Raw genomic sequence first — 13,992 nt, forward strand, 5'->3', positions numbered from 1 at the left:
AGCCCTGAAGGCCAGTCACCACCGCATCCGATTAAGAAAGGGTTCATAAATCGCGCGGATGTTGCGACCAAGACAGGGGCCAACTCCCCAGGCCGCTCGGCCAATGTTTAGGATAAGCCCGATGAAGATCCGTTCCTCGCTAGCCCTCCAGCTTGGGTCACTCATTGGGCTGTTGTGTTTTCCCCTGGTCGGGGGTTCAACTTGGCTGGTGGTGCGAGCCGCCCAGGATCTGCAGAAGGCGACCACTGCGGTCGAGATAGCGGACGCGACCCGCACAGCATTCGTCGCGCTGCAGGCGACGCGTGTCGAGCGTGGTCCGGTCCGCACGGCCCTCCGCGCTGAGGCACCCGCAGGCGCTGAACTCATGGAAAGTGCCGGTCGGGCTCGCGCGGCGGCAAGGCCCGCACTTGATGCACTCGAAGCAATCTGCGCGAGGATCACCTGCGCCAGCAACAACGCGCCGGTTCAGCTGGCGGCCGCGCGTAGATCGCTGGAAGCTGTCCGTAGTGAAGCCGATCCTGCTACCTCGCAGCCGCTGGCACGGAGGCCCTCTGGGATCGCCGACCGGTATAGCGCTGCCGCTACGAAGCTGGTGGAACTACTCGAGGAGATTAGCACGACCCTGACCGCGCAGGTTCGGGGTATGGATGGACTGAGCGCAACCCTTGCTCAGGTGAAGGACGCGGCATATGCAACACGCGATGCTGCAGGGCTCGAGCGCGACTACCTCCTAGCCGCTATCACGCGGCGGGCCGTGCCCTCAGAAGATCGTACAGCTGTAACTGGCCTCCGTACACGCGTGTCGGCGACATGGCCGCTGGTAACTAGCATTTCTGCGGGCCTGCCTCAGAATATGCGTAACGCGATCGACAGTGCGCAGGAAGGATACTTCGGGCGTTTCGTCGCGATGCGTGACGATGTGTACAGAGCCGCCGTTGAGGGGCGGGAGTCCCCAGTTAGCGTGGCGGGAATGAACCGTGCGCTTGATGAGGCAACGAATCTCTTCGTGGAGATCGCAGACGGTGCGCTGGCCACCATTGGTGAGATGGCCCGCCATCGTGCTGCAGATGCTACTGTCTGGCTGGTAGCAGCGGCAGTAACGGCACTAACGGTGCTCGCGCTAGGTGTCTGCATCATTCTCATTATGCGGCACCGTGTCGGACGGCCACTGGGCCGTCTCCGTGACGTCATGCTGAAGCTGGCCTTGCGGGAGTATGCCTTTCAGCTTCCAGACATGAGGCGGCAGGACGAGATCGGCGAGATGGCTCGAGCGGTTGCGACCTGCCGTGACGGGCTACGCGAAGCTGATGCGCTTTCCATAGCTCAGGCGGACGAGGAGCGCATCAAGGCAGAACGGGCTTCGCGCGTTGATGCGCTGGTACGAGATTTTGATGTGGAGTCCGCGGATGTTCTTCGAAGCGTGGCCGCCGCCGCTACGGAACTAGATGCTACGGCGAGCGCAATGGCTGGCGCGGCGCAGGACGGGATCGAACGTGCCACTTCGGTGGCTGCGGCGGCCGAGCAAGCGAGTGCTAACGTCCAGACGGTCGCCGCTTCGGCGGAGGAATTTGCGGCGTCAATCGCGGAGATTAATAGGCAAGTCTCCCAAGCAACGACTGTCGCAAGCCGGGCAGTCCAGGATGCGCGGCAGACGGATACAACGGTGAAGTCCCTGGCCGAGGGGGCGGCTCGGATTGGAGACGTGGTTCGCCTTATAAGTGGCATTGCGGGGCAGACTAATCTTCTGGCGCTGAACGCTACGATCGAAGCCGCGCGGGCCGGCGAAGCGGGGAGGGGCTTCGCTGTGGTCGCGTCCGAGGTCAAGACGTTAGCGGCCCAAACTGCAAAGGCAACGGAGGAAATCGCGTCCCAGATCGCCGAAATCCAATCAGCCACCGAACAAGCCGTGTCGGCAATTAGAAGTATCGGGTGCACTATCGAGGAGGTTAGCGGAATCGCGGTGGCGATTGCGGCAACGGTCGAGGAACAGACGTCCGCGACCGGCGAGATCGGACGGGCGGCAGCTGAGGCGGCGATGGGCACCCAAGATGTCTCTCGTCACACCTCCGGCGTAACCGACGGGGCGCAGCGAACAGGGGCCGCCGCCAGCCAGGTTCGAGCTGCCTCGAGCGAGTTAGCTCAGCAAGCGGAGGTGCTACGTGGGCGCATGGACCGCTTTCTGAATGACATTCGCGTGGCGTAGTGGCGAGGCCGATCGCAGGCACTCAAGTTGCATTTTCACGCGATCGGGGTGCCAGCTACCATGGACCAACTTTTCCCCATGGTAGCGGGGCCTGCGACCTCAACCGATGCTGGGGATCTTGGCTCCCAACCAGATCGACGGCGAAGCTCGACAATCCAGCACCCTCGGCGCTGTGCTTCGGGGCTGGTGTAGCACTCTGGTGTGACAGGTCCAGGGGCACGGACGGTCACCCCCGCCGAGGTCCGGCTAGCCGTGCGGACCGACGAGGTGGTGGTCCGTCCTGGAGTATGGCTTCGGGCCGTTGACCTTATACCGGGCGCACGAACTGCTGACTCATTCGTGTGAGGTGCAGGGCCGGGTGTTGTGATTCGGTGCTCTTCGAGGCGGAGGGGGGCACGGGATGGGCGCGGCGGTGGCGATCCGGACCGACATGGAGGCAGGAGAGCTCCGGCATCTGGCTCGGCGCGAGCGGGACGGGCGTGTGGCGGCCCGGCTGATTGCGCTGGGGAACGTGCTGGACGGGATGAGCCGAGAGGCGGCGGCCCGGGCTGCGGGGATGGATCGGCAGACGCTCAGGGACTGGGTGATCCGCTTCAATGCCGAGGGCGTGGCAGGCCTGCGTGATCAGCCCCGCTCGGGGCGGCCGACGCGCATGACCGAGGGGCAGCAGGCCGCCTTCAAGGCGGTCGTGCTGCGCGGCCCCGACCGCGAGCGGGACGGCGTGTCGTCCTGGCGCATCGTGGACCTGTGTCGGGTGGCGGAGGAGCGCTTCGGCGTGAGCTACGGCGAGAGCGGGATGCTGCGGCTGGTGAAGTCGCTCGACCTTTCCTGGCAAAAGACCCGGCCCAGCCACCCCAGGGCGGACAGGGCGGCGCAGGAGCGGTTCAAAAAAGGGGCCTTTCCGCAGCCCTGAAGGAGATTACCCGTACCCACCGCGACGCCGAGGTTCAACTCTGGTGCCAGGACGAGGCCCGAGTAGGCCAGAAAGGCCGCGGTGCCCGTGTCTGGTACGAGCGCGGCACCCGCCCGAGCGGCATCATCGACCAGCGGCACGCGTCCGCCTGGATCTTCGGCGCCGTCCGCCCCGGCACCGACCAGGCCTTCGCCCTCGTGCTTACCGAGGTCGGCACGGCGGCCATGCAGGCCTTCCTCGACCGGTTCAGCGCCACCCTACCCGAGCAGGTGCATGCCGCCCTGCTGCTGGATGGTGCGGGCTGGCACATCGCCGGACACCTCGTCGTGCCAGACAACGTCAGCCTCGTCTTCCTGCCGCCCTACGCCCCCGAGTTGAACCCTGTTGAGCGTGTCTGGCTCTACCTCCGCGAGCGCTTCCTCTCGCTCCGCCTCTTTCCCGACCTCGACAGCATCATCGATGGCTGCGGCATGGCCTGGAACCAACTCACCGCCGAGACAGGACGCATCGCATCCCTGACCAACTACCCATACCTGCAGTCAGTCAGAACTTCATGAGCCGGGTATTAAACCTGGAAACTGGCCCGGCAATCTCGGTGAACTCGCCCCGGTGCAGTTGCCGGACTGCGGCCTCGTTCACCTCGCTGGCCGCGAAGTCAAAGCTCGCCAGGTCCTTGTAGGCCGGGAACCGAGCTGTTTTCGTGTGGTAGGCGATCGAGCGCACCTCGCGCTCGTCCATCTCGGCCTTGAGCAGCTGGGAGAGGACCGGCACGGCCGCCTCGAATGCCGGAGCTCCCTGTTCCACCAGCTCGGCAACGGCCTGAGCCATGCCGTACATCTTGAGCCCGCGCAGCATGACGACCAGAGCGACGCTGGCGGGATCATGACGCATGGCGCACCTCGCGGTTCCGCAGCGCGTCGGAGCGCCCGATATCGGCCCTCGGCTCCTGGGTGAGGACGAGGGTCTGGGGGGAGTCGATGACCGCGGCCGTGCTCCGGTCATCTGTCAGGCGGTGCAGGAGGTTGAGGACGTGGGTTTTGGTGGCGACGCCCGCCTCAAGGGCCAGTTCCACGGCGCAGAGCACCGCCCCCTCGTCGTGCTGCAGCACGAGGGCGAGGACATCCACCATCTCCCGCTCGCCCCCTGGTCGCCGCAGGAGCTGCGGCCTGGAGCCTGCGGAACGCCTCCGGCATCTCGGCCAAGGGCACGCCGTTGCGGAGCGCCCCGGGCTTGCGCTGGGTTACCGCGAGGTAGTGCCGCCAGTCATAGACGGTGCGGCTGGGCACGTCGTGCGAGCGCTCGACGGTCCGGGCGTGCTCGCACAGGACCTGCCCCTCGGCCACCACGACGAGCCGGTCGGGGTAGACGCGCAGGCTGACCGGGCGATTGGCAAAGGAGGCCGGGACGCTGTAGCGGTTGCTCTCGAAATGCACGAGGCAGGTCGGCGACACCCGCTTGGCGTGCTCGACAAAGCCGCTGATTCCTACTTCCTTTCACCGGGACCCACTCCGTCGTACCCTTCTGGGCGCAAATATTTCCGAGCGGCGGCCGATCTCCCGGCCGCCGCATGTTTTTTTGATTGATCCAACCTCCGCTCATCCCGAGCGCACGCAAACACTCCAGGTGCTTGGTCTGAATTGGAAAGCGTCAGTGGCCCGCAAGGTCCGCATCACCGGAAATCTCGGCTTGTGAGCTCTCACCAGGACGTACAGGTCAGACGGCGAAGTCTTCCTTTGCCTTGCCGTTCTGCACAGCTTCTGTCAGCCAGCGTGGCATACGGCCTCGCCCGGTCCAGGTTTCACCCTCGGGCCCGCGGTACCTGGCGGCCACAGCCTTTCCAGTGTCGCTACGGGGCTTGCGGACGTTCGTTTTAGGTCCAGGCCGCTCCAGAAGCTCGCCCAGATCCAGGCCCAGCTGGGCAGCCTTCTCGCGCATCTCCTCAATGAGTTGAGCCTTGGCGCCCTGCTTCTTGCCTTCCAGCGCCACCTTGGCGTCCTCAATCAGCTGAGTGAGGTCCTGTACGCTCAAGCTATCGAGGTTGATTTGGCTCTTAGCCATATTGCACTCCAGTATAAAAGTATTCAGGCCGACGTGTCTGCTTTCATGTATACTGTTTTGGCTATGACACAAGCTGCGGGCTGAGAGCGCGGACTGATATTTCCGCTGAAGTTGGAAGCGGGGTGAAGGTGTACCTGAAAACGGTACGGCTCCCTGGAAAGCCTTTCGACTCCCAAAGATAGATCTTCTGACCGCCTGAGCAGCAAACCTGAGGGTGTTAGGTGCGCTAGGGAACTGGCGTGAGTAGTCTGCTTTACCTTTGTAAAACACCCTGATGAGCGGCAAGATGCTCCGTGCCGTTTCTCGCCAAAATGGCAGTTTTGCCCAAATGGAAGTCACTTAAACTGTTGTGCGGCCCTTCCATGCAAGCCAGAGGCGACGGGCGGTTAACCTGGTTGAATTCGTGTTCCGCCCACATCTAGTTGGCCCTGAACAACTCCCAAGCTGCTGATCTAGCATGAGCCGGACAGTGTGTCCGAAGCACGCGATCCCCGAGCCCAGTAGTGGGAGGAAGCGCAAGCCTCGATGTCTACCGGGCAGGGCTCTTTGCTTCGGAAAAAGGTGAGCACCCCAGCGCACTTCAAGCGCTTGCAGCAGATTTCAGCTCCTCACGCATCGACACCGTGAAGCTGAATCCAATGCTTGGCGAGATGCAGCCCGATTGCAGCGATTTGCATCTGGACAGCTCCCTGCAGTGGAGGTCGACTTCAGCAGGCACCTTACAACATCCGCTGTCATGAGCAGGGGCCGTCCACCCCATCAACGGGCTGCTCCGGGACGAATGCCTCGACACGCATCGGTTCTTGTCGCTGGAGGATGCCAGGAGCAAGATCGAAGCCTGGGGAAGGGACTATAACGTGTCCCGACCTCACAGTGCCTTGGTGAGCTGACGCCCCTCGAGTTTGCTGCTCAGGCGGCCCGAAATGGCCCCTGATGAGGTCGGAAGGTTCTCCCGGGAGCCGGACCAATTTCTGGTGCAGACCAATGCCAGCGTAGCCGCCTCTTGGACATAAACGGTTAACATTGCCTCAACATCGTGTGTCTCTGCGGAGACATTTCGATGAAGCTGCGACTGACTCTCATAAAGAAAGCAGATGCAAGCCTTCTCGTGGCCATCTGCCTAGCTGCCTGCTTGCTGGCCGGCGGAGCGATCTTCGTAAGTAATCGGGTTGCAGAATACCTGTTTCGGAGGGAGACAATCGCCACGGCTTATGCTTGGGCAACGGATCTGGGTACACGCATTCCCGAGTTGCCAAAGGTTCTAGAACGTCACCCGCCATCGCCAGAAGCGCATGTTCTGCTTGAGATGGCGCGCCACATGGGCGGCGTTTTTCGTTTCAAGTTGTTCGACCGTGACGGTAATCTTGTCCTTGTCTCGGATGATTTGACGGATCCGAACCTTCCCGCCAGCATTGCCGCCGAGCGAGGGCGTACCACAGCCGCTGAAGGTATTCTGCGAGGTGAGCCTCTGGTCGAGACCAAGAAAGGTGTGCCACCAAACCGGCCAGAGTACTACTCAGAAGCGTACGTTCCCCTCCTCCAGAGTGGTTCGGTTATTGGCATTGTTGAGGTCTATGTGGACCAAACGGCCAAGGCAGCCCTCTATGCAGAAGCCTTCTTCCTAATTCATATTGCATCCATTGCTCTTGCCGTTCTCGGGAGCTTGCTGCCAGCGTTCGTCATCCGCAAAAAGATCCGGGAGCGACGAGATGCTGAGGCGCGTCTGCGCTTCCTTGCTCACCACGATCCACTGACGGCCCTCGCAAACCGAACTGGTCTCACGGAAAAGCTGCGAGGCGCCCTGGCCCAAGCGCGGCGTCGTGATGGCCAGGTCGCTGTCCTGCTCTTGGATCTGGATCGTTTCAAAGAGGTGAATGACACGCTCGGGCATGGTGCCGGGGATGAGTTGCTGTGCCAAGTGACTAAGCGGCTGAAAGGTGCGCTCCGCCAGGAGGATTTCATTGCGCGGCTCGGTGGTGACGAGTTCGCGGTAATTCAGGTCGGGGCAACGCAACCCATATCCGCCGGAAAATTGGCTACCCGGTTGATTGATCTCGTCAGCGCCCCCTACGACCTCAAGGGCAATTCGGCAGCGTGCGGTGTTAGCATCGGCATTTCCGTTGGCCCGGAGGATGGGGTCACCCATGAGACGCTGCTTCGGAACGCCGATATCGCTCTTTACCGCGCAAAGGACGGCGGGCGAGGAGCAGCCTGCTTCTTTGAGCCTGGGATGGACGCGACGCTGCGCGAGAGGCATGCGCTGGAACAGGACCTTCGCGCTGCGGTGGCCTCCGGAGGGTTTCAGTTGCACTATCAGCCCTTATTTTCGATGCCAGAGAGGGAAATCTGTGGTTACGAGGCGCTCCTGCGCTGGACGCGTCCGCTCCGCGGACCAACGCCGCCGAACGACTTCATTCCATTAGCTGAAGAGACGGGACTTATTGTTCCAATTGGTGCCTGGGTACTCCATGCCGCCTGCCGGGATGCGGTGAGCTGGGCAGATGACCGAAAGATTTCGGTGAACCTGTCCCCCGGGGAATTCAAGCGGGGCGACATTGTAGCAACGGTGGCGTCCGCGCTTGCGGAGAGCGGTCTGCCACCTCGACGCCTTGAGTTGGAGGTGACGGAACGCTTGTTGCTAGAGGACACAGACGCGGTTCTGAGCAAATTGCAACAGCTCCGCGCTTTTGGCTGCTCCATCGCGATGGACGACTTTGGTACGGGATACTCCAGTCTCGGATATCTTTGGCGCTTCCCGTTCGACCGGATCAAAATAGATCGCAGCTTTGTCTCTGAGATGGCTTACGACGCAAAGGCAGCGGCCATCGTCGATACGGTGTTAAGTCTTGGCAGGGCTCTGAATCTGGAGGTCACCGCGGAGGGTGTCGAAACTGAGCATCAAGCGGCAGCGCTGAACGCTCTGGGCTGCGGCGAAGCTCAGGGGTACCTACTGGGCCGCCCGCGCTCTGCAACTGAGATGGACCCATGTCCGCCACCGCCGCTTGCGGCGAGTGCCACTATGTCATGAGACCTGTGCCCTAATGTAGGCCGACGTCACTAGCCGGTCATCAAGGATGCAAAGCTGCGGCCTTGAACTTAGCCTGCAGCGTGTTGTTCGACGCTCTCTTCGAGACCGCACTACCAAATCTCGGGATCAAACATCTCGTCATGTTGTTGATCCTCGATAAATTCACGCAACGTTCATCCCGCAGATCCTGACTGGAACAGAAGAAGTGCCCATCGAACTGCGCCATTTGGTCTTCACCCAGGCAGAAATAATCGACGCCATTTCCCTCGTACTTCGGTCGCGAGGCCAAGTCATTCCAAGTGGCGAGGTCAAATTTGCACAGGCCGTCGGGGGACAGGGGGACACGCCTCTTCTATTTCGCATGGTCCTTCAAGCTGATCGCGTTGCAGTGAATCAAGCTGCGGGCGTGGAGTACAAGCTCCAGTTGACCAGCGCCGAACTGGCGGCAGTGCTGATTGTTTATTGCAAAAGCCGCAGCATTCCCATTCCCGCGGGTTCGACCAAAGCGATCCAGAACTTCTCCGGCCAGATCGCTCTGACCATCACGTCAAACACGAACAACAAGGAGTCTCTCGACAGATTGCTGCAAAAGGCAGGAAATCTGAGCGACTGTGAAACGAATAGCATTGATAAGCAGGATCAATCCACGGCGGATCTGGCCAGACGCCTGGGTGGGCTCCTCAAAAAACGGGGCGAAACTATAGCCTTTCTCGAGACTACATCCAGCGGCATGGCTTCGGCCACTATGCAGCTCTCCCCTGAGACCGGTACCTCTTGCCTAGGCAGTGTCGTGGTGCATTCCGAGCGCTGCAGCAATATCTTGCTCGCGATCACGGCGAAGGACCTTGCCTGGATGCAGACGTCTCCGGCGGTCTATGCCACCCTGCTTGCTCGAAAAACCCGAGAACATTTCGGCGCAAGTTGGGGCGTTGTGCAGATGATCGAAGGTGAGTTTTTTGTTCCGAGAGCCGGATACCGGGCCGATCGCAGCTGGATCGCGGTCTCCGGTCCCGAGGAGATCGTCAGAGAAACAGACAAGGCGCCCAAAGAGCCATTCGCCCAGATGCTGCATTACGCGAGGACCCTGCTCGGGGTTGTCCCCTCCACGCTCGAGGCTAGCAGCCAACATGTCAAGAATATAGCATCCTGACCGCTACTTTGCATTCAGTTGAGATTTCCCACGTTACTCGGATGCATAGCCTGAGTTGGCGAGGTAGTTCCTGCACTTGGCTGAGGTGAAGGTGTTGAGCAAGTCGCCGATGGTGGTCCAGAGGGCGTCCCAGGGTCGGGCAGCTGCCTTTCGGATGAGGGATTTCAGCTTGACGAAGGCCTGCTCGATTGGGTGCAGGTCCGGCGAGTGTTGAGGGACGTAGATGAGGCTGGCACCGGTGGCCCTGATCGCCTTGCGGACATCGGCGACCTTGTGGGCTGGGAGGTTATCCAGGACCACCACGTCGCCCCTGGACAGGACGGGCGCGAGGATCTGCACAACATAAGCGTAATTCACGCCGCAGCGCGTCGGCATCGTAGCCCCGGTCAGCCACGAGGCGGCGGAGGCGGCCAGGCACGGCGGCGAGCACATCGGGTGCAGCCGTCACGCCGCTGGTGTTGCCGGGTGTCAGATGGATGACCACGGGGCGGCCGAGGACGTCGGTAAGGACATGGACCTTGGTCGTCTGGCCCCCGCGCGACGGACCGATGGCCTGTGCCTTGGCTTCCCTTTACCGCCATGGGCCGAGCGGTGGGCGCGGATATAGGTGCTGTCGAGCGCCGCTGTCTCGGTAAACCATTCCTCCTCAGCCAGGGCAGCCAGCATGGCGCGCCAGAAGCCGCGCCGGGACTAGCGGTCGAAGCGATTATAGACCGTCGTGGCAGGTCCATACTCGGCCGGGCAGTCGCGCCAGCGGCAGTCCGAGCGCAGCACGTGCACGATGCCGCTGATGACCAGGCGGTCGTCCTTCCGGTGAGCGCCGGGTTGGCTCTGGGGCATGAACGGCCCGATCACAGCCCACTGCTCAGCCGAAAACCAGAACAGGTCCGCCAAAGTTACCTCCATGCCGCACACCGGCAACACGGAATCCTGATTACCACCCTAGATCAACAGTCTCATTGAGTTCTGACCATAATACCGCCCGCAAAGCAGGCTGGATAGAACGCCAGACGGAACCGAGAGGTGCTCACTCAGCTCGCCTGGATCTCCACCTTCCGGAAGCGCACCACACCGGTATCGTTCACTGCGCCGCCTGCTCCCGGCACGCCAGGAGCGTGCTGAAGCGCAATCCGGCCGGTCGAAAAACGGGAGTCTCGGACCGAGTCGGCGGTCTTCTGACCGTTGAGTATGACCGTGAAGGTATCGCCGGCGGCGGTGATCTCAAAGAGGTTCCAGCGTCCACCCGCCTTTGGCATCGGGTCGACGGCGGCAAGATCCACGATCGCACCGGTGCCGTAGCGCTGCTCTGGGCGCTCGTCCCAGATATTCACCTCGTAGGAGCTGGCCGTGCTGACCATCGCAGGATTGGTGCAGCGAATGTAGATGCCGCTGTTGGTGTGGCTATCCACGAAGAACTCGGCGCGCAACTGGAAGTCGCGGTAATCCCGCTGGGTTACCAAAAATCCGCTGCCGCGGTCAGCGACGAGGGCGCTTTCCTCCACCCGCCAATTAGCATTGCCGATGCGGTCCCACCCCTCGAAGTCACGGCCGTTGAACAAGGGTGTCCAGCCACCTGACTGGGCCATCACCGGCTTGCGCCCTCCTACGAGCCCGGCCGTTGCGGCCAGCAGCGGCACGATGGCGCGACGTCTGATCATGATTTCCTCCCAAGGGCTTTTGGCTACGGCGCCAGCCTAGGGCGGGCGGACTATGCGCTTCAATAGAAAGCCTTGGGCTAATGGTGCGGGCACAGCGGCCGTTTCCAGCCTATTTCGTCGGAAAACTCGGCTCTTGATATGGACTGATCCTGCTGACTCCCTCGTGTGCAGTAGCAGGGGATTGGCAACTTGGCCGGCGGAAGGACGAGTTTGGCCGGGTGTGCGAGGTTGCGGCAGGATCAGGAGGCAGATTGGACCTAGCTTCCCTGCCGCCAATGTATGCCATTGCTGAATCGGTGTCCCCAGGCAGTACTTGGATGAACCTTCCGGTACGGTGGCATGGGACAGACTGATCGTGAATGGAGAGACATCTTTTCCGCATGCCTTGCGATGGCACTGCTCGCCGGCTGCGCCACTGGCGTGCCGCCGAGCGACCTCGCCATGAACCCTCCCGTCTCTCGGACGAAGGGTATCGTGTTCCTTTTCACTGGCCTGACCTTCTCAAGTGAAGATAGCTTCGGAACAGGCACCCACACGCTGGCCGACAACATTCGTCGGCTGGGGGTCAGAGCAGAGATCAACCAGCCTAGCACCTGGGAGAGTGTGGCAGACTGGGTGATCGCTGATCCAGGCCTCCGCCAAGTGCCTCTCGCCGTGTACGGCTACTCTTACGGAGCTCAAGCGGCACTGCGGTTTACGGAGCGGCTGGCGCAAGCTAGCATTCCAGTTCAGACGGTCGTTGTACTTGAGGCCTTTCGGCCCGTTCCGGTGCCGTGCAACGTGATCAAGGCCATTCACCTCTACCTCTCCGATGGTTCTTTTTCACAGGCCACCCCTATTGCGCCCGCACAGCCTGAGTGCGGGCGTGTTGTCCTGAACCGACGGTATTATCCGTTGGGCGTGTTTCCGCTGGTCGTGAACCATTGGAGCGTCTCCACTTTCGATGCACTGCATCGCGAAGTGTTGCACCTATTGCTGGACGCAGATCGCGTTCGTACCCGAGTTCTGGACCCCATCATTTCGCCGATGTTAACTGGGAGTGGGGTGCCCTCTCCGACAACAGCCGCGGCCGATTAACAAAATGGCTTTGTGCGCCGTAACTGGCCCTTCCCGCTGCAGATCAGGCATCGGCTCGGATGAGTTCTGCGTTGGTGTCAACCGGCTGAAGACGCGACCCTCGGACTTCGCGCAGTACACTGATGCGATTCCCCCGAACAGTATCATGGGTCTTCGGCCGCGCGATGGAGCCTGATCCTGGCAGTGGCATTATCACGGGCATTGGTAGCGGGCCGCGATCAAAGGGCCGATCGAGAATTGGTCCGTATGGAGTGGACCTGACCCTGCGACAGCGGCAGAGTCTGCGACGTAACTCCCAAGAAGTACTGGGATGTAGAAGAAGTTGCTGACCAGCGTGATCCAGCAGTGTGCCAAAATGCCCGGCGCAGCCGCCAATCGTTTAGCAGCGGACATCGTCGCGGCGATCAAGTCGGAGATCGTCGAGAAGGGTCGCTTCTCTCTGCCGGACTTCGGGTCCTTTACCGTGCGCGGGACCCCAAAGCGCATCGCACTGAACCCCCGCACGGGTGAGAAGGTGCCGGTGAGTGCGGGTGCCGCTGTGAAGTTCAAGGCAAGTCCTTCGCTGAAGCCCGCTGCTCTCGCCGGCGTCAGGAAGGCTAGGCGCAAGATTGCCAGGGCTGGTGGTTGACCGCTGGCCTAAGCGGCGGATCAGATTAGACAGAGCGTGGGGAGGGCCGGGCGGCGGTGACGTGCCGGCGCCCATGATGGTGGCGCGGCCGTCTCTCGCTCCCCGCTCAGAGCAAAGCTGGAAGCCAATCCGCAGAGAAGGGAAGCTCGCGTGGCTCGCAGCCTACGAGCTGTAGCCCTTCCTATCAGGCATCCTCCAGGGCATCGAGATCGACGTCCTGGATGGAAAGTCAGACAGGCTCTGGGCTGCGGGCGGCGTTTCGGAGAAGGGGCTTGGCAGCTGCGAGAAGTTCGTCGAGAGACCGGAACGGGTGCACCGCATCTTCACCATCATCGCTCCTGACCAGCAACGCGTATCCGGAGCGACCGCCGCGTGGTGCTTGTGAGGGATCGCGCGGCTGCGGTGCCGGCCATGGGGAGATCTGCCGGCTACGAACATCAGGTGCAGTGACAGGGGATGCCACCGCGGGTCGGACGGGCTCGGCAGCCACCACGGAAGCTGGAGCAGCCGCGAGAGGCTGGAGTGGCACGACCTTTGACGCTGACGCGGCGGCCTCTGCTAGCTCATTGCTAGGGGTGAGGAGAGCTACCTTATTCGAGATTGGAGCCTCGCCGCTCTGCCGCAGCTTGGTAAGAATGGCGTAGATGTTGGCGGGAGTGCACCCGTAGCTGGCAGCACCGCCGCAACCTTTTCGCCGCCCAGTTCGACCCGTTGGCGGATCTTTACATGTTCCTCCCGAGCATTTCGGGGCACGGCACCTCCGATTAGAACATAGAAAGAACATCCCTTAACTTGGAAATTGAACATTTGGAAGATTCAAATTTGAAATTGAGCGGGACATGGTTTGTCACGGAACCAGGGAAGGGGACTACTAACAAGGCAGCTTGAATGGAAGCGGTAGGCCTTTGTTCTACCTTCCCGATATCCGAAGCTCGGGCCTGAGCCGCATGGGGCGGCCCACAGGCGGCTTCCATTCTCCACGTTTGCGGGCCGACCAGGCGTAGCGCGGGTCACCCTCCAGCAGATGGAGATGGTCGCCCAGCCTGTTGCGCTCCAGCTGTAGCGGCTGAGTGAATTCTCCCCGGAAGTGCTGGCTGAAAATTCCCCAGTTCAGCGCGACTGCCCGTGCCCGGGGGCAAGCCCCGGGCACGGGCGGCGCCGGCCATGCCCCAGGATGCCGACCGGCATCATGGGAGCAGCCCGGTGGTCACCCTTGGGGAGCTCGTCATGATCCTGGACCTCGCCCGGCAAGGCCTGAGCGTCTCGGCCATAGCCCG

The 13,992-nt window shown here is 61.8% G+C and carries 8 protein-coding genes and 5 pseudogenes; 7 read left to right on the forward strand and 6 right to left on the reverse strand.

Annotated elements, in window-relative coordinates; translation table 11 throughout:
• Positions 1-121 precede the first annotated feature (121 nt).
• Together J8J14_RS21820 and J8J14_RS21825 are read left to right on the forward strand one after the other, a co-directional pair.
• Positions 122-2,203 carry a methyl-accepting chemotaxis protein gene (locus J8J14_RS21820; protein ID WP_209381666.1) on the forward strand — a complete coding sequence of 694 codons (2,082 nt, stop codon included), beginning with the start codon at positions 122-124 and terminating at the stop codon, positions 2,201-2,203.
• Between the two features lie 400 nt (positions 2,204-2,603).
• Positions 2,604-3,673, forward strand: a pseudogene (locus J8J14_RS21825) (IS630 family transposase).
• A gap of 28 nt (positions 3,674-3,701) precedes the next feature.
• Here the strand turns inward: J8J14_RS21825 and J8J14_RS21830 are convergent.
• The 3 genes and pseudogenes from J8J14_RS21830 to J8J14_RS21840 all read right to left on the reverse strand — a co-directional run.
• Positions 3,702-4,007: pseudogene (locus J8J14_RS21830) on the reverse strand (ATP-binding protein); the annotation flags it as partial.
• Positions 3,997-4,591 (reverse strand): annotated as a pseudogene (locus J8J14_RS21835) (Mu transposase domain-containing protein); the annotation flags it as partial. The pseudogenes J8J14_RS21830 and J8J14_RS21835, both read right to left, overlap by 11 nt.
• Before the next feature lie 238 nt (positions 4,592-4,829).
• Positions 4,830-5,174, reverse strand: coding sequence for an H-NS histone family protein (locus tag J8J14_RS21840; RefSeq protein ID WP_209381667.1), 345 nt, complete (start codon positions 5,172-5,174; stop codon positions 4,830-4,832).
• Between the two features lie 761 nt (positions 5,175-5,935).
• On the opposite strand from J8J14_RS21840, the pseudogene J8J14_RS21845 reads away from it, so the two are divergent.
• The 3 genes and pseudogenes from J8J14_RS21845 to J8J14_RS21855 all read left to right on the forward strand — a co-directional run.
• Positions 5,936-6,108, forward strand: a pseudogene (locus J8J14_RS21845) (integrase core domain-containing protein); the annotation flags it as partial.
• Positions 6,109-6,234: 126 nt separating this feature from the next.
• Entirely contained in the window at positions 6,235-8,202 is a 1,968-nt protein-coding gene (locus J8J14_RS21850) for a putative bifunctional diguanylate cyclase/phosphodiesterase (protein WP_209381668.1), read from the forward strand.
• A 205-nt stretch (positions 8,203-8,407) separates the two neighbouring features.
• The gene (locus J8J14_RS21855; RefSeq protein ID WP_209381669.1) at positions 8,408-9,352 is read left to right on the forward strand and encodes a CinA family protein; all 945 of its coding nucleotides are present in this window, start codon (positions 8,408-8,410) and stop codon (positions 9,350-9,352) included.
• A 33-nt stretch (positions 9,353-9,385) separates the two neighbouring features.
• Here the strand turns inward: J8J14_RS21855 and J8J14_RS21860 are convergent, their stop codons facing one another.
• The 3 genes and pseudogenes from J8J14_RS21860 to J8J14_RS21870 form a co-directional block, all read right to left on the reverse strand.
• On the reverse strand, positions 9,386-9,727 hold the full coding sequence (locus J8J14_RS21860) for a transposase (RefSeq protein ID WP_245216062.1): 342 nt from the start codon (positions 9,725-9,727) through the stop codon (positions 9,386-9,388).
• Positions 9,651-10,246 (reverse strand): annotated as a pseudogene (locus J8J14_RS21865) (IS5 family transposase); the annotation flags it as partial. The gene J8J14_RS21860 and the pseudogene J8J14_RS21865, both read right to left, overlap by 77 nt.
• Positions 10,247-10,383: 137 nt before the next feature.
• Positions 10,384-11,010, reverse strand: a complete 627-nt coding sequence (locus J8J14_RS21870) for a 3-keto-disaccharide hydrolase (protein WP_209381671.1) — start codon at positions 11,008-11,010, stop codon at positions 10,384-10,386.
• A 390-nt stretch (positions 11,011-11,400) separates the two neighbouring features.
• On the opposite strand from J8J14_RS21870, the gene J8J14_RS21875 reads away from it, so the two are divergent.
• Together J8J14_RS21875 and J8J14_RS21880 are read left to right on the forward strand one after the other, a co-directional pair.
• Complete coding sequence (locus tag J8J14_RS21875) at positions 11,401-12,087, forward strand: alpha/beta hydrolase family protein (RefSeq protein WP_209381672.1); 687 nt, start codon at positions 11,401-11,403, stop codon at positions 12,085-12,087.
• A 322-nt stretch (positions 12,088-12,409) separates the two neighbouring features.
• Entirely contained in the window at positions 12,410-12,715 is a 306-nt protein-coding gene (locus J8J14_RS21880; RefSeq protein ID WP_245216063.1) for an HU family DNA-binding protein, read from the forward strand.
• Positions 12,716-13,992: the final 1,277 nt, after the last annotated feature.

This window comes from Pararoseomonas baculiformis (assembly GCF_017813395.1).
In the GTDB taxonomy this organism is placed as follows: Bacteria; Pseudomonadota; Alphaproteobacteria; order Acetobacterales; family Acetobacteraceae; genus Roseomonas; species Roseomonas baculiformis.